The sequence below is a fragment of the Streptomyces sp. NPDC005151 genome (assembly GCF_053599875.1).
In genome coordinates, this window is the sequence record NZ_JBSFYR010000004.1 from 93977 (window position 1) to 109735 (window position 15759).

The 15759-nt window shown below is 68.1% G+C and carries 16 protein-coding genes and 1 riboswitch; of the genes, 7 read left to right on the forward strand and 9 right to left on the reverse strand.

The features are described 5' to 3' along the window. The first annotated feature begins 23 nt into the window (after positions 1 to 23). Complete coding sequence (locus ACWD6R_RS04245; RefSeq protein WP_451817358.1) at positions 24 to 743, forward strand: TetR/AcrR family transcriptional regulator C-terminal domain-containing protein; 720 nt, start codon at positions 24 to 26, stop codon at positions 741 to 743. Positions 744 to 785: 42 nt separating this feature from the next. Here ACWD6R_RS04245 and ACWD6R_RS04250 read toward each other — a convergent pair whose 3' ends face one another. Continuing rightward, positions 786 to 2480 (reverse strand): acetolactate synthase large subunit, encoded by a 1695-nt coding sequence (locus ACWD6R_RS04250; protein ID WP_451817294.1) that lies wholly within the window; start codon positions 2478 to 2480, stop codon positions 786 to 788. A 215-nt stretch (positions 2481 to 2695) separates the two neighbouring features. On the opposite strand from ACWD6R_RS04250, the gene ACWD6R_RS04255 reads away from it, so the two are divergent. Next, entirely contained in the window at positions 2696 to 3433 is a 738-nt protein-coding gene (locus tag ACWD6R_RS04255) for a flavodoxin family protein (protein ID WP_451817295.1), read from the forward strand. 350 nt (positions 3434 to 3783) lie between these two features. On the opposite strand, the gene ACWD6R_RS04260 is transcribed toward ACWD6R_RS04255, so the two are convergent. From ACWD6R_RS04260 to ACWD6R_RS04270, 3 genes are all read right to left on the reverse strand, one after another. Continuing rightward, a complete protein-coding gene (locus tag ACWD6R_RS04260) occupies positions 3784 to 4005 on the reverse strand; it encodes a DUF6381 family protein (RefSeq protein WP_451817296.1) in 222 nt (73 codons plus the stop codon). A gap of 617 nt (positions 4006 to 4622) precedes the next feature. Next, positions 4623 to 5069, reverse strand: a complete 447-nt coding sequence (locus ACWD6R_RS04265; protein ID WP_451817297.1) for a nitroreductase family deazaflavin-dependent oxidoreductase — start codon at positions 5067 to 5069, stop codon at positions 4623 to 4625. A gap of 364 nt (positions 5070 to 5433) precedes the next feature. Further along, positions 5434 to 6192: a DeoR/GlpR family DNA-binding transcription regulator gene (locus tag ACWD6R_RS04270; protein WP_451817298.1), complete on the reverse strand. Its 759-nt coding sequence runs from the start codon at positions 6190 to 6192 to the stop codon at positions 5434 to 5436. 74 nt (positions 6193 to 6266) lie between these two features. Here ACWD6R_RS04270 and ACWD6R_RS04275 point away from each other — a divergent pair, with 74 nt between their 5' ends. Further along, positions 6267 to 7463, forward strand: a complete 1197-nt coding sequence (locus ACWD6R_RS04275) for an MFS transporter (protein WP_451817299.1) — start codon at positions 6267 to 6269, stop codon at positions 7461 to 7463. 5 nt (positions 7464 to 7468) lie between these two features. Continuing rightward, a complete protein-coding gene (locus ACWD6R_RS04280; protein WP_451817300.1) occupies positions 7469 to 7663 on the forward strand; it encodes a hypothetical protein in 195 nt (64 codons plus the stop codon). 46 nt (positions 7664 to 7709) lie between these two features. On the opposite strand, the gene ACWD6R_RS04285 is transcribed toward ACWD6R_RS04280, so the two are convergent. Further along, positions 7710 to 8291: a GNAT family N-acetyltransferase gene (locus ACWD6R_RS04285; protein ID WP_451817301.1), complete on the reverse strand. Its 582-nt coding sequence runs from the start codon at positions 8289 to 8291 to the stop codon at positions 7710 to 7712. Positions 8292 to 8381: 90 nt separating this feature from the next. Then, positions 8382 to 9101, reverse strand: coding sequence for a hypothetical protein (locus ACWD6R_RS04290; protein WP_451817302.1), 720 nt, complete (start codon positions 9099 to 9101; stop codon positions 8382 to 8384). Between the two features lie 167 nt (positions 9102 to 9268). Between ACWD6R_RS04290 and ACWD6R_RS04295 the strand changes: the two genes are divergently transcribed. Then, entirely contained in the window at positions 9269 to 10348 is a 1080-nt protein-coding gene (locus ACWD6R_RS04295) for an NAD(P)H-dependent amine dehydrogenase family protein (protein WP_451817303.1), read from the forward strand. Then, a complete protein-coding gene (locus tag ACWD6R_RS04300; RefSeq protein WP_451817304.1) occupies positions 10345 to 10824 on the forward strand; it encodes a carboxymuconolactone decarboxylase family protein in 480 nt (159 codons plus the stop codon). Before ACWD6R_RS04295 ends, ACWD6R_RS04300 begins: the two co-directional genes overlap by 4 nt. Positions 10825 to 10827: 3 nt before the next feature. Here ACWD6R_RS04300 and ACWD6R_RS04305 read toward each other — a convergent pair whose 3' ends face one another. Together ACWD6R_RS04305 and ACWD6R_RS04310 are read right to left on the reverse strand one after the other, a co-directional pair. Then, positions 10828 to 12471, reverse strand: a complete 1644-nt coding sequence (locus ACWD6R_RS04305; RefSeq protein ID WP_451817305.1) for a GMC oxidoreductase — start codon at positions 12469 to 12471, stop codon at positions 10828 to 10830. Positions 12472 to 12841: 370 nt separating this feature from the next. Further along, positions 12842 to 13615: a transglycosylase SLT domain-containing protein gene (locus ACWD6R_RS04310; protein WP_451817306.1), complete on the reverse strand. Its 774-nt coding sequence runs from the start codon at positions 13613 to 13615 to the stop codon at positions 12842 to 12844. A 2-nt stretch (positions 13616 to 13617) separates the two neighbouring features. Further along, positions 13618 to 13805: riboswitch (cyclic di-AMP (ydaO/yuaA leader) on the reverse strand. 571 nt (positions 13806 to 14376) lie between these two features. On the opposite strand from ACWD6R_RS04310, the gene ACWD6R_RS04315 reads away from it, so the two are divergent. Continuing rightward, the gene (locus ACWD6R_RS04315; RefSeq protein ID WP_451817359.1) at positions 14377 to 15330 is read left to right on the forward strand and encodes a DUF5996 family protein; all 954 of its coding nucleotides are present in this window, start codon (positions 14377 to 14379) and stop codon (positions 15328 to 15330) included. Between the two features lie 11 nt (positions 15331 to 15341). On the opposite strand, the gene ACWD6R_RS04320 is transcribed toward ACWD6R_RS04315, so the two are convergent. Beyond that, positions 15342 to 15701 carry a UBP-type zinc finger domain-containing protein gene (locus ACWD6R_RS04320; protein WP_398954344.1) on the reverse strand — a complete coding sequence of 120 codons (360 nt, stop codon included), beginning with the start codon at positions 15699 to 15701 and terminating at the stop codon, positions 15342 to 15344. Positions 15702 to 15759 lie beyond the last annotated feature (58 nt).

A 15759-nucleotide genomic window follows, 5' to 3' on the forward strand; every position in this document is an offset into this window, starting at 1 on the left:
GCGGCGAGGAAAGGAAAACGGAGATCGGTACCCCTGACGGCGGGTCCGGCGCCACGAGCGTCGACCCCCAAGAACTCTGGCTCGGCCCCACCCGGCCCCGCAGGGGGCGCAGGCCCACCTTCAGCCGCGAGGCGATCACAGCGGCAGCCGTCGCCCTCGCAGACGCGGAAGGGCTCGACGCGGTCACCATCCGACGGGTCGCCTCACAGGTCGGAGCCGGCGCCATGTCGCTCTACAGCTACGCTCCCGACAAGGAGACGCTGCTGGAACTGATGGTCGACCACGTCAGCGGCGAACTGCCGAGGGCGGACGACCGCACCGGCGACTGGCGCACCGGCCTCAAGGCCATCGCCCACCTCCAGCGCGCTCACATGCTCCGGCATCCCTGGCTGCCCACTGCCCTGTCGGCCCACCGGACACCCGGCCCCAACACCCTGGCCTTCCTGGAACGCGCCCTTGCCACCCTGCGGCCCACCGGGCTGGACGGCGCAGCGAAGCTGGAGGTCTTCGCCCAGCTCACCGGATTCGTAGCCGGGCACGTCGCCCACGAGATCGCGCAGGCCGCAGCCGCGGGATCACCCGACCGGGCCGCAGCCGAGGCCCGCTACCTCGCCGCTGTCGCCGCGGACGGCCACCATCCGGAGCTCGCCGAGGCCCTCGCCGCACCCGGGCGTCCGCTCACCCCGGAAGCCACGTTCACCCGGTTCCTCAACCGCCTGGTCGACGGCCTCGACACCGACTGATCCCCAAAGTGTATTGATGACGAGCGTTGTTGACACGTGGAGTCAGAACGGGCCGTGGAGCGCGCCGAGCCGCTCGGTGAGCCGCAGGTTCTCGGAGTAATCGACGGGGCAGGCGATCACCGACACCCCGTCACCGGCCAGCGAACGCTGCAGCACCGGCAGTAGCTGATCGGCCGTCTCGATGCGGTAGCCGTGGGCGCCGAAGCTCTCGGCGTAGGCGACGAAGTCCGGATTGGTGAAGCGGGTGTGGCTGTGGCGTTCGAGTTCGAGCTCCATCTTCCAGGTGATCAGGCCGTATTCCTCGTCGACCAGTACGAGGACCACCAGCGGGATGTGTTCGCGAACGGCAGTCTCCAGTTCCTGGGAGTTCATCAGGAAAGAGCCGTCGCCCATCACGGCCAGCACACGCCGCTCCGGACGGGCGAGTTTCGCGGCGATGGCACCGGGCAGCGCGAAGCCCATGGTGGACAGTCCGTTGGAGACCAGGCAGGTGTCCCGCTCGTACGCCGGATACAGGCGGGCCATCCACATCTTTCCGGCGCCGGTGTCGGCGAGCACGATGTCGTCGCGACCCAGTGCCGCTCGCACGTCGGCGACCACGCGCTGCGGCACGAGCGGGCATGCGTCGCTCCGTCGTCCGTACTCCAGCTCCTCGTTGAGCAGGGCCCGGATGTGCGCACCGGTCCCTGACTCGTAGTCGAGGCTGTCCGGCAGCGCAGCCGCCAGTGCGTCCAGTGCCTGCGAAAGATCGCCCTCGACGCCGACAGTGACCGGGTAGTGCGCATCTACCTCGGCGGGAAACCGGTGCAGGTGAACGATGTGCTTGTCACCGTCCGGATTGATCTTCACCGGGTCGAACTCCTGGACTTCGTAGCCGACGCAGATGAGGACGTCTGCGGTGTCGAAACCGAAGTTGGAATAGTCGTGGCGCATAAAGCCGACCGCCCCGAGCGCGTTCGGGTGGTCGTCGGGGAAGACGCCCTTCCCGTGGAAGGTGGTCGCCACAGGCACGTTCAGCCGCTCGGCAAAACGCATGAGAGCCTCTGACGCCTTGCCCCTCGCGGCGCCGTGGCCGGCTAGCACGACCGGTCGGCGCGCCGTCGCGAGAACCTCCGCTGCCCGGGCGATCTGGGAGGGCGACGGCGCGTCGGCATGGACCGTGTCGACCTGCAAGGGGTTGAGCGGCTCGGTGATCCGTGAGGCTTCGATGTCCTCGGGGACTGCTACGAAGACCGCTCCCGGACGCTCGCTCTGCGCGGTCTTGAACGCCTTCCGTACCATCTCGGGCACCGCGGCAGGGCTGTCCACGCGAGCGGACCACTGGGTGACCGGCGCGAACATCGACACCAGATCGATGACCTGATGGGACTCCTTGTGTACCCGGCCCAGCGATCCCTGCGCGGCAAGAGCCACGAACGGTGTGCTGTTGGTCGTCGCGTCCGCGGCACCCAGCAGGAGATTGATCGCACCGGGCCCCAGCGTGGCCGAGCACACCCCGGCCCGCCCGGTCAGGCGTCCGTAGATCTCGGCCATGAACGAGGCGCCCTGCTCGTGGCGGACCAGGACGTAGCGGATGCGCGAGCCGTCCAGGGCATCGATGAAGCGGATATTCTCTTCGCCCGGGATCCCGAAGATGTACTCCACGCCCTCGGCCTCAAGACAGCGGACCATCAGGTTCGCGACGTCCTCGGTCCCCGTCTCGGAGTTCTGCGGACCGGAGGTGGGGTGGGTTTCCATGGGCCGAACGTATGCACATGCCGGAGGGCGAACCACGCACCGACCCCCGGTCGGGTGAAGGGCACGCCCGTCAAGGGCCGGCCTGCCGGATGTTCGGCTGTCGGAGTGATCACCGGTGCTCGACTGTGCCATAACAGTCGTATCCAGATCCCTGCCAGCACGATGGTCGGTGTTGCACCGCCGTGACGGCACGGCGGCGGAAGCCAGGAGGACCTGTGACCACCCAGTCGCCCGCTGCCGACTCATCGTCCGCTCGCTACGACGACCTGCGCGCCCTTGTCGTCAACTGCACACTCAAACGCTCACCCGAAGTCAGCAATACACAAGGGCTGATCGACAGGAGCCGGGACGTGATGGAGGCGCAGGGCGTAAGCGTCGACGTCGTACGGGCTGTCGACCACGACATCGCGACCGGCGTATGGCCGGACATGACGGAACACGGCTGGTCCAGTGACGAGTGGCCCGCACTGTACGACCAGGTGATGGCGGCCGACATCCTCGTGCTGGCCGGCCCCATCTGGCTGGGAGACAACTCGTCGGTCATGAAAAAGGTGATCGAGCGGCTCTATGCCTGTTCCAGCCTGCTCAACGAGAAGGGTCAGTACGCCTACTACGGCAGGGCCGGCGGCTGCCTGATCACCGGCAATGAAGACGGCGTGAAGCACTGCGCGATGAATGTGCTCTACAGCCTCCAGCACCTCGGGTACACCATCCCGCCGCAGGCCGACGCGGGCTGGATCGGGGAGGCGGGCCCAGGACCGTCGTATCTCGATCCCGGATCCGGCGGACCCGACAACGAGTTCACCAATCGCAACACCACCTTCATGACGTGGAACCTGTTGCACCTGGCGGCCATGCTCAAGCGGGCGGGCGGGATTCCGGCGCACGGCAACCAGCGATCCGAATGGGACGCGGGCTGCCGCTTCGACTTCGAGAACCCCGAACACCGCTGAAGACCGCGTCGGCGACGGCCTTCGCGCTGCCGGGGTTCTGTCCGGTGATCAGGCGGCCGTCTTCCACGACGTAGGAGTCGAAGGGCTTGTCCGCGGTGCTGTAGTCGGCTCCCAGCTTCGTCAGCCCGTCCTGCAGGCTGTAGGGCACTGCCTTGTCCCGCTGGGCAAGCTCCTCCTCCGGCCAGGAGAACCCGGTGACCCTCTTGCCCTTCACCAGGGGTTCGCCGCTCTCGAGAGTGACGTCGAGCAGGCCGCACGGCCGGATCGGCCGGGAGTCCCTTTGCCAGGCACGAATGGCCTCCCCTGCAGTTCGGGGGAGGCCATCGGTACCGCTGGACGCGAACGGTGCGTCACCGGGGCGGGAACTCGTCCTTCCGGCTGCCGGCACGGCGTCCGGGCCTGTCCTCGGCCGCGCGTCCGCCCTGCTGTATGGGCTCGAGCAGGCGTCGGACCTCGTCGTGCAGCCTACGGCGTTCCATGGGATCGCTCGTGTGCTCGGCACGCTCGTTCAGCTCACGGACCTTGTCCTGCATCTGCTGCGCACGACTGGCGGACTCGCCTGCAACGCTCATCATCACTCCTGGGGACGGGAGGGGTCGGGGACACGTCGCAGCCAATCAGTGCCCTCTCACTGCCGCACCCCGGAGGGTGACCGTGCGCAATCACTGCAGGTGGGTGTGTGTACAGCATGGCGAACCAGAGCGGTGCCTCGTCCGCGAGTGTCCTGTCCGGATTCCTTCTACAAGGGCCACAAGTACGCCGGTTCGCACGGTGTGCGCTCGCCCCAGGTCGCCTCGCGGTCCTGACCCATGGAGTCCCTTCGCCGCTGCCTTCGCGACGCAACACATCCAACAGCTCGGTGATACGACGCTCAGTGGCGTCGTGCCCGGTTGCGGCATCGCCGCGAACACTCTGGCGGCCGGATCCGTCGTCGCCGCCGAAGGGGCCGCCACGCACGGCGCAGTGCGCCGTGCGTGGCGGCCCCTGCCCGCATCCGACGCCAGGACGGCCCGCTCACCCCCGGGAGAGCGGAGTTTCGCCACCGTATCGAGCCCCAGGAGAGATTCCGTTCCGCCTCAGCGAGCAGGAACTGGACCATCCGAACGATCAGGATCACGTCGTAGCACCAACGGCTGTCTCCTTGGTCCCGGGGGCCGGATACCCGGATGGTGCCTCCTCCTGGCCGTGGTCAGTGGCTCTGAGCCGCAGGCTCCAGGACGAAGACGGGAATCTGCCGGTCGGTCTTCAGCTGGTAGTCCGCGTAGTCGGGAAACGCCTGGACCGCGCGCTCCCACCACACGGCCTTCTCCTCACCGGAGACCTCACGGGCCTTCATGTCCTGCCGGACCGGGCCGTCCTGGAGTTCCACCCGGGGGTCCGCCGTGATGTTGTGGTACCAGACGGGGTGCTGGGGAGCGCCGCCCTGCGAGGCGACCACGGCATACGTTCCGTCGTGCTCGACCCGCATCAGCGGTGTCTTGCGGATCTTGCCGCTCTTGGCTCCGCACGTGGTCAGGATAATGACCGGCAGACCACGCATCGTGGTCCCCTCCGTGCCGCCCGAGCTCTCGAACAGCTCGACCTGATCGCGGACCCACTGTGCGGGGCTCGGCTCGTACTCACCCTTGAGAGGCATGGAATCTGTCCCATCGTCGGCATACGGACATTCGGATACGCGGAGATCGGCGTGTCCCACTGCACCGAGAACTCTGTCATCATTCCGCCGTCGCGAGGGCGCGGACCGTACGCGTGTCACGGCGGCATCCTGGCCGCTGAGCCCGCAGCCCCCTGTACTGGCGGATGCCGGATGCGCTCGCCTATGCACCGGATGCGGAGAAGGTCGCCGGGCCTGGCGCGAACTGGGGCGGAACGACCTCACCCAGGCACTGCTCACCAGCAGGCTGGAGGAGTACCTCCAGAGACTCTTCGACCGTTACGGCGGAGTCGCCCCGGAGCGTGAGACGGAGTGACGTGCGCGTGCTGTTCAACTGACGTGCAGGTCATACCTGTCGCACGTGCACGCCCGCCGCAGCGAGTGCGCCGGCCTCTGCCTCGGGCGCGGCCTCGTCGGTGACAACGGCGTGCAGTGCGGTGGCGGGCGCGACGAAAGCGAGGGCGGTACGGGAGAGCTTCGCGCCGTCCGTGACCGCGATGACGCGGCGGGCCGATGCGATCGCGGCCCGCTTGACGGCGGCGTCGTCCAAGTCGTACGCGGTCAGGCCGTTCGCCGCGTTCAGTCCGCAGCAGCCGATGACCGCGGTGTCGAAACGCAGGGCGGCCAGCGATGCCTCGGCGAGCGGGCCGGTGAGTGCGAGCTCGCCCGCCCGGGGGCGGCCACCGGGCACCAGCAGCGTGAGGTCCGGCGCTCCGGTGAGTGCGTTCACCGCGTGCAGGGACAGTGGCATGACCGTCAGGCGGCGGTGCTCCAGCGCGCGGGCCACTTCCAGGCAGGTGGTGCCGCTGTCGAGGACGACGGATTCCCCGTCGGCGATCAGCCCGGCAACCTCGGAGGCGATGCGTCGCTTGGCCTCCAGCCCCTCCGTCGCCCGCAGCCCGAAGGGGGGTTCGTCGCCGCGCAGCAGCAGGCTCCTCGCTCCTCCGCGGTAGCGCTCCAGAATGCCCTGCTCGGCCAGGGTCTCCAGGTCACGGCGGATGGTCATCTCCGACGCGCCGGTCAGGGCGGCCAGCTCCGCGACGCCGGCACTGCCCGCGTCGCGTACCGCCTCGGTGATCCTTCTCAGTCGATCTGTGCTCGCCACATCAGTAATAGAACACCATTGATGTTCGCAATGGAAGCTTTCGAACATCAGAGATGTTCGATATGTTCATCGGCATGGAGAGATCGCTGCGGACCGGCCGGCTGGTCACGACCGCCTACTTCGCCCTGAACGGCTTCGTCCTGGGGATGTGGGTCGTCCACATCCCTGCTGTCGAGCGCCACGTGGGCATCAGTCATGCCGTGCTCGGCTGGCTGCTGCTGCTCCTCGGCGCGGGAGCCTTCGCGGGGATGCGGATCACGGGTCCGCTCACCGACCGGTGGGGTGCCCGCATCGTCGTACCGCTGGGCGCGGCTCTGTGCAGCGCGGCGGTGGTCCTTCCGGGCCTGGCCACGGACGCGTGGACGCTGGGGGCCGCACTCGCACTGCTCGGACTCGGCAACGGCTGTCTGGACGTCAGCATGAACGCCCACGCCATCCAGGTCGAGCGGGGCTACCGACGCCCCGTCATGTCCGCCTTCCACGCCATGTTCTCCATCGGCGGCGTCCTTGCCGCGCTGGTGGGCGCGCGCACGCTCAGCTGGGAGTGGAGCCCGGCGGTGGCCCTCGGCTCGGTGGCCGTCCTCGGCCTCGCCGTCGCCGCACTCGCCGCCCGCGGGCTCCTGCCGGCCGAACACACCCCCTCCCCCGCCGCGGAGGCTCCCGCCGGTGTGACGCAACCGGCGCCCCGCACATCCCGTCGCATCTGGGCGCTTGCCGCGCTCGCGCTGATGCTCATGCTCTGCGAAGGAGTGGCCAACGACTGGAGCACTCTGCATCTGCGGGACGTCCTGAACGCCCCCGCCGCCACCGCCGCTCTCGCCTACGGTGCGTTCTCGACCGCCATGACCATCGGCCGGCTGCTGACCGACCGGGTGTCCATGCGCTTCGGGCCGGTCGCCATCCTCCGCTACGGGGCGGCCCTGGCAGCGATCGGCCTGACGACGGCTACGTTCTCCACCTGGATCCCGCTGGCTCTGGTCGGCTGGGCCGTGTTCGGGGCCGGGCTGTCCGGATGCATCCCCCAGCTCTTCAGCGCCGCGGGCCACGCCGACCCGAGCGCCGCCGGGACGAATGTCTCGCGTGTCGCCGGTCTGGGCTATCTCGGCATGCTTGCCGGCCCCGCCGTCATCGGACCACTGACGCACTTCTTCCCGCTCAACCTGACCTTTCTGCTGCCCCTTGGGTTCTGCGTCGTGGCCGCGTGCGCAGCCGGCATACTCCGCTCGCCGCGCAACGCCGCTCCCAGCCGTCTGGAGGCCGAGGCAGCATGACCGGCATGGACCGCACGACCCCGGGAGGCAGCACGCTGCGGCACTTCACCGTGAAGTGCGACGGCGAGACTCTGAGTTGCGCGGCAGCAGTCCCGCATACGTCACACCCGACCCCGCCCACTCGCCCCGCAGCGGTACTCCTGCACGGAGCCGGTACCGTGCTCAGCGACACCGTGCTGAGCGAGGCCCGCCCGACGTAGAGGCCATCCGCGGGGCGAACCGGACCCCGACCGCACGGCGTCCCCCTCAGCCTTGGCGGACGCGGGCATGGACGTGCATGTCGTGCCAGCCGTCCGCATGCAGCGCCGCCCCGCGACGGACGCCCTCCTCCTCGAACCCGGCCTTGACCGCGACTCGGCAGGATGCGCGATTGGCGGTCGAGTGCTCGAGTTCGAGGCGGTGAAAGCCTCCCGGACCCAGCGCCCAGCGCGCCAGCGTCCTGACCGCGCGAGGGCAGACGCCATTGCCGCGTGCTGACGGCACCATCCAGTAGGCGACGTCGGCCGTGCCGTCCGCAAGGTCGAACGACTTCAAGGACATCCTGCCCAGCAACGTGTCACCTCCGGCGTCGACGACCGCCCAGTGACCGCCCGTCTCCTCCCGCCACCCGCGCTGCCAGGCCGCGATCCAGTCCCGTGTCTCCTCCACGGAGTCAGCCGTACGCACATGCCAACGCTGAATCGCGGGATCCTGGAACGCCTCCATCACGGCCGGGGCGTCGTCAAGCGTCCAGGGGCGCAGCAACGCATCACTCTCGACCGGCAGAACCGGCTGATCGGACGTGGCAAGAGCGCCGACGGAAATCGCGGGAGCAACCAGGGAGGGCATGACCGGCATTATTCAGGGCTGGGGACGTGACGTGCGTCAGATGCGAGAGCTCGGCGGGCCTGCCCTCCGCAGTGAGCCGTCCGCCCCGGCTCATCCTCGGGTTGCGCCTGCAAGCCACGTGCGCCAGACATGGCGAGTGCCGGGGACCTCGGGGTGGTCGAGGAGCCAGAGAACGTATCCGGCGTGGCACCGCGCCCATGGACGGTCCGATCGGGCCGCGGTGTCGAGTCTGCCGCGCAGATCCTCGCAGTCCACGGCCCGGGCAACGCGCACGTACTCACGGTCCTTGCAGCGATGGGCCCGCTGGACGACGACCTCGACCAGGTCGATGAGTTTCGTCCTGACCGTCTCGTCGTGACCGACGACAGCCACATCCCGTATGAGGCTCTGCTTGGTGCCCCAGGCCTTGGCGTGGCGCGTCCACTCCTGCGGGTATCGGGCCTCCCATTCAAGGAAGAGCAGCGCGTACGGAAGCCCCGGCCAGGTTCTGATGTCCGCACCGATCGGGAGGTTCCACAAGCCCTCGGGGATCGAATGGTTGCAGACGTCGTGGTACCTCTCGCGCGCCTGCCGGAAGGCCGGTTCCCGGTACTGCTCCTCCGTCCCCAGCGGAAGCGTCAGCCGCCACAACTCGTTGGACCGGTCGAGAGCGTCCCGGGCGTTCTTCCTGGCAACGGCCAGAGCCGCAAGCGCCGTTGCCCGTTCCTCGGGATCGTCCGAGATCAATCCGAACGCCCAGCCCAGCCGCTCGTCCCAGGCGCGTGCGTCGTCTCCGCCCGCGCTCGCTCCTGCATCCCGTTCCTCGGTCACACCGGGATCATCCCCAGGCGCCGACCCGGGGTGTACCCCATTCGGTAACGACGTAGCGGGCGCGGCCCGAGCGGTGTCGCGGTGGCGGCCGACTCCTCCGCCCGGCCCGGCAAACTCGTCGCGTCGCGGCACTAGGAAGTGACAGGCCCTCTCGCTACCCTCCGCGCATGATTTCCACGGTTGTCTGGGGCACGGGCAACGTCGGCCGCGCCGCGATCCGCGCTGTCGAGGCCCATCCGGCGCTAGAGCTCACTGCCGTGCTCGTCCACAACCCCGACAAGGTGGGACGCGACGCGGGCGAACTCGGTGGGCTCGGTCGTCCGCTGGGGGTCGTGGCGGGCGACGACGTCGATGCCGTGCTGGCCACCGGTCCCCGGGCCGTCGTGTACGCCGCGTCCGGCGACATCCGCCCCGACGAGGCCCTCGCCGACATCAGCAGGGCGATCCGGGCCGGGGCCGTGGTCGTCACCCCCGCGCTGTACGCACTGTACGACCAGTTGGGCGCCCCGTCGGAGCTGCGGGATCCGGTGCTGGCCGCCATCGCGGACGGTGGCGGCTCGCTGTTCGTCTCCGGTGTCGACCCCGGCTGGGGCAATGACGTCCTCCCGTTGCTGATCAGCGGACTCGGCACCTCCGTGGACGTGATCCGCTGTCAGGAGATCTTCGACTACTCCACCTACGACCAGGAGGAATCGGTCCGGTACCTGGTCGGCATGGGCCAGCCGATGGAGTACGAGCCGCTGATGCTCGCACCGACCGTCCCGACCATGGTGTGGGGTGGGCAGATACGGCTGATGGCCAGGGCTCTGGGAGCCGAACTCGACGACATTCGCGAGACGTTGGACCGGCGCCCGCTCAACGCCACGGTGAGCACCAGGACGATGGGCACGTTCGAGGCCGGCACCCAGGGCGCCGTGCGGTTCGAAGTGCAGGGCATCGTCGGGGGCGAACCCCGCATCGTCATCGAGCACATCACGCGCATCCACCCCTCCTGCGCACCGGACTGGCCGACGCCGCCCGACGGGGACGGCGCACATCGAGTGATCATCGAGGGCCGCCCGCGCATCGAGGTCACGGTCGAGGCCACCGACGAGGGCGAGAACAGGTCCGCGGGCGGGAACGCCACCGCGGTCGGCCGGCTCGTGAGCGCCATCGACTGGCTCGTGGACGCGGAACCAGGACTCTACGACGCGCTCGACGTCCCGCTGCGCCCCGCAGTCGGCAGGCTCGGAAGGAGACAGCCATGAACATCGACATCCCCGAGGGCAAGGACGCGATCGAGTACGTGTGGGGCGAGATGGTGCCCGGGATCGGGATCGCCGCATCGAACTTCTCGCTGTCGGTGTACGCCCACACGACCCTGGGACTGCGCGAGTTCGAAGCCGCGCGGTTGCGGATCGCCCAGATCAACGGGTGCGCCTTCTGCCTCGACTGGCGGACCGAACGGGACGGCGTGAAGGTCGAGGAGGAATTCGCCGACGCGGTGACCCAGTGGCGTACCACCGGCGTGTTCGACGACCGGACCCGGTTGGCCGCCGAATACGCCGAGCGGTACGCCCTGGATCACCACAACCTCGACGACGCGTTCTGGTCCCGGATGACCGCGCACTACAGCCAGCTGGAGATCGTGGAGCTGAGCATGAGCATCGGATCATGGCTGGCGTTCGGCCGGCTCAACCATGTGCTGGGCCTCGACACCGTGTGCGCGCTGCCCGGCCGTTGAGTGTCACAGGTCGGTGGCGATGATCTTCTCGATGTTCCGTTCGGCAAGCGCGGTGATGGTGACGAACGGATTGACGCTGGTGTTGCCGGGGATCAGCGAGCCGTCGATGACGTACAGGCCCGAGTAACCGTGCAGGCGGCCGTAGTTGTCGGTCGCCCGGTTCAGCACCGCGCCGCCGAGCGGGTGGTACGTGAGGTGGTCGCCCCAGATCTTGTAGGTGCCGAAGAGATCGGTCCGGTAGATCGTCCCCTCCTTCTGGTTGATCCTGTCGAAGATCGTCCTGGCGGCGTCGATGGACGGCTGCTTCCAGGCGGTCTGCCAGTTCAGGTCGACCGTGCCCGTCGCGGCGTTCCACGAGAACTCGGCCCGGTTCGGGTTCTTGGTGATGGACAGGTAGAACGAGGCGTACGTCTCGATCCCGGTGGGCAGCGGCGCGACCTCGGCGAACGCGCCACCGGCGGCCCAGTTGTCGATGCCGCCCGTGGGAATGGACGCCTGAAGGCTGCCGGTCGGGTCCCACAGGTGGTTGGCCCGGCCGCACATGACGTTGCCGTTGTCGCCCCACCCTTTGCCGATCTCGTTGTTCAGGCCGGGGAGCGCGCCGGTGGCTTTCAGCTTGACCAGCAACTTGCTGGTGCCCACGCTGCCGGCCGCGAAGAACACCCGGTCCGCGGTCACCGTCTTGGTGGCCGTGGTGGCGCCGCCGGTGTCGATCTGGTCGATGACGACCGTGTAGCCGCCACCTGCCGCCGGGGCGACCGAAGTGACCTTGTGGAGCGGCGCGATGGCGACCCTGCCGGTGGCCCTGATCCGGTCGATGTACGTCTTCTGCAGCGACTTCTTGCCATAGTTGTTGCCGTAGAGGATCTCACCGGCCAGCGCCGACCTGGGGACGGTTCCGGCCTCTTCCTGCTTCATGTAGTCCCAGTCGTACACGGTGGGCACGAAGACGAACGGGAAGCCGGCGCGCTCGGCCTGTTTGCGGCCGACCCGGGCGTACTGGTAGCACGCGGCGGTGTCGAACCAGGCCGGATCGCCAATGCCGGCCCCGAGCCCGGCATTGGCGCGCGGGTAGTAGATGCCGTACATCTCGTCGGCGTCCACCGACGGGAGCACGGCTCCGAAGTTCTCGCGCTTGGGGGTGACCGCCATCCCACCGTTGACCAGCGAGCCGCCACCGACGCCGCGGCCCTGGTAGACGGTGATCCCGCTGAACTCCTCGGCGTCGAGGATCCCTGTGCTGCGGGTGATGTTCTTGTCGATGGGGAAGCCGAGGAAGTTGCTGAGGGGCTGCTTGGTCCTGGTGCGGAGCCAGTACGACCGGCTGTCCGGGGAGGTCGTGTTGGCGAAGATCCTGCCATCGGGGCCGGGGGTGTCCCAGGCCATACCCATTTCGATCATGTGCACGTCGACGCCCGCTTGGGCGAGACGCAGTGCGGCGACGGAGCCGCCGTATCCGGTGCCGATCACCAGGGCCGGAACATGGGCCCCGGAGTCGATCGGAGCGGCTGCGGATCCGACCCCGGCCTGGGCCGGAGTGGTGTGACCCGCGAGGGCCACGGCTCCTAAAATAGAACCAGTTCCTGTGATGAATCTTCGACGCGAAACGTCCTTGGGGCCTGCATTGTGCATGGTAGAGTCACTCATGTGACACGCCTCACTCTCTAAAGAGTGAAACTGGTTCTACTGCCGTTCGCGCGTTAAGTCACTATATACCGGTGGGTAACATGCGCCCGATCGAGGCACCCCGGATACGCAACGTCGTGCGTCAGGCGGGCCGACCCCGGTGGCCTTCCTCGCTCGGCCGGGTGCCCGCATCCCCTGGGGCGAGCTCCATGTCGGCAGCCGTGACGTTTTCGCCGACGCAGGGTTCGTCGAGTCGGCAGGCCCACACTCAGGCGGGCCGTCATGCGGATCGACTTCTGAATCGTCTCCCGTGCGCGACACCGACGGGAACGGGTGGCGAGCCCCATCGGACCTTCGCCACCCGTCATACCTGAATCAATGCAACCGGGCCTCAGTAGGCCCCGAACACGTTGTCGATCGAGCCGTACTTGGCGGCGGCGTAGTTGCACGCGGCCGTGATGTTGGCGACCGGGTCGTAAGGGTCCATCGACGTACCGGGCACGTGGTAGGCCCGGAACGTGGGGTCGATGACCTGCAGGAGACCCTTGGACGGCGTGCCCGCGGCGGCGTTCGAGTCCCAGTTGTTGATGGCCCGGGGGTTGCCCGAGGACTCGCGCATGATGTTGCGGTGGATGCCGTCGTAGCTGCCGGGGATGCCGTGCTGGGCCATGACGGCCAGCGACTCCTTGATCCAGCCGTCGAGGTCGTTCGTGTACGTCGCGGGCTTCGCGGTGACAGCAGCGGCGGTGCTCGCGGCCGTCGTGGACTCGACTGCCGCGGGCGCGGCCTTGGCGCCGATGGTGAGCTTCTGGCCCGCGTGAATTACGCCGGGGTCGGCTCCGATGACCGCTCGATTGTCCTTGTACAGCTGCTGCCAACCGCCACTCACGGAATGACTCAGGGCGATCTTGTAAAGGGTGTCACCGGATATCACGGAATAGATGGAGGGCGTGGCTGCCCGCACGGCAGCCGGCTTGGCGGGGGCGGCAGCGGGCGCCACCGTCTTGGAGACGGCGACGGCGGTGACAGGCTGCGCCGGCGCTGCCGAGGCAACGGTTGCCCCGATCATCGGAAGCGCGAGAGCGGCTCCGCCTGTGCTCACGGCGATGAATCCGCGAGTCAGCGAAATGGACTTACGACGACGGTGGTTAACCTGTGCGGGCATGGCGCATTCCTCTCCGTCGCCTACGAGGTGAGCTGTCGGGTTGAGGCTGGAGTTGCCTGGCCGTATGGGAATACGACTTCACCCCTAGCCGTTCCGGATACCGGATCGGCGGCTTACGTGGGTCCCCCGCTCCTGCCGTACGTGAGTGGTCGGGTTCCCGGACGGCGGCAGGATTCGGCGTTCCATCCGGATTGACGGTGACCGTAGGCGAGAAACTCCGACCTGAACAAGCCCCCATTTTTCGATCACAATTCATTTACAAGATCGAGTCGCGGAAATTTTCGCATTCCACCCCGGTCCGCGAAGTCAACTTTCTTGGCGCAGAAGGGAACCGGGCGGCACGTCGCTGCGACCGCGGGCCCGGAAGGTGACTCTCACCACTCAGCCCGAAAAGGGCGATTTGCCCGGCACGCAAGGCCTCGGCCCGTGCGGGTTGCGCATTCACCAGAACGGCGAGCGGCTTCCCTTCATCGTCAAAATTGCGACATTTAGGAGATTTTGACGTCGGCGGACAGACACCGGCCTCCGACTCGTCGGGAAGGGCGTCCCCGGGGAGACGACCGGGAGCAGCCGCGCGTCACGCGTCTGCGCCGACTGCGGCGCACGAGTGGCCGCCCACCGGCCAGGCCGTGCCGGTTCACGCGAACGACACCACGGCGGCCGCACGAGGTGCCGTACACCTTCGGCGTGGCCATGATGGTGCGGAAGAACGCCCTGCCCGCCCGCCGGGACCGTCCGGCAGCACGAGAGAAGTGATGGCGATGGAGCTGTTCCCGCCCATGCCGCTCGCCGAGTGGCGTGACACCAAAGAGACGCTCCACCGCTTCGCGCAGGTCGTCGGAAAGATCCGTCTCGCGGCCAGTGTCCGGCGCAATCACTGGTGGAACGTTCCGTTTCACCTCACTGGCCGCGGTATCACCACCCGCCCCATGGGGCAGATCGACGGCAACCCGATTTTCACGGTGGACTTCGACTTCGTCGGCCATCGACTCGTCATCACAAGACTGGACGGCGTGTCGGTCTCGTTCCCGCTTTCGGGCCAGTCTGTGGCGTCCTTCCACAAGAAGGTCATGGCCGCCCTGGACACGCTGGGCATCGAGGTGGATATCAACGTGCCCAAGCCATTCGATCTGCCCGACACCGACCGGCCGTTCGCCGAGGACACCGAGCACGCGGCATACGATCCCGAACTGGCCAACCGGTATTGGCAGGTCCTCAGTCAAGTGGCGCTGGTCCTGGAGGAATTCGCGGCGCGGTTTTCGGGGAAAGTCAGCCCCGTGCACCATTTCTGGCACACCTTCGACATCGCTCACACCCGCTTTTCGGAGCGTCAGATCGACCAGCCCCGGCAGATCGACCCGGTGACGCGGGAGGCCTACTCCCGGGAAGTGATCAGCTTCGGTTTCTGGTTCGGTGACGACAAGTTCGCCGCGCCCGCGTTCTACTCGTACACCGCTCCCGAACCGGCGCGGCTGGCGGAGGAACCGCTCACTCCGGTGTCGGCGCAATGGGTGGATCGTGGCGGCAGCCACCTGGCGGTGCTGCCGTACGACGCGGCCCGCACCGAGAGCGATCCCCGTGCGGCCGTACTCGCCTTCTACGAAAGCGCCTATCAGGCCGGAGCGGGGCGCGCCGGCTGGGACATCGACCGACTCGCCTGTCCCGGCGGGATGACCGATCCGTGCCTGAGGACCCGTACGTCTGCCGGTGGATGAGGAGCGCGGCTTCAGTGCAGCTGCCGCTCCCAGTCCGCGGGGACCTTGCCCTGGGGACCCGGAGTCGGCTGGGCGACCGGGTGCGAGGTGGGCGGGAGCAGCTCCAATCCCTCGTAATATTCCTCGGTCTCGATGTTCCAGAGCCAGTTCTCCCCCGGCTCGAAGCTGGCCAGGAACGGATGTCCTGCCTCGCGTGCGTGCTTCGTACCGTGCTGCGAGGGGGAGGAGTCGCAGCAGCCGATGTGTCCGCACGCGGCGCAGCGGCGCAGGTGCATCCACCATCCCGGTCCGTCGCCCGCCAGGCAGTCCGCACATCCCGCCCCGCTGGGAGCCGCGGTGAGATCGATGCCTGGGATCTGGTCAGGTGCCATGTGACGTGCCTCCGTGATCAGGCGCGAGACCGCGGACCCTGCGGGTCCCGTCCCGGCG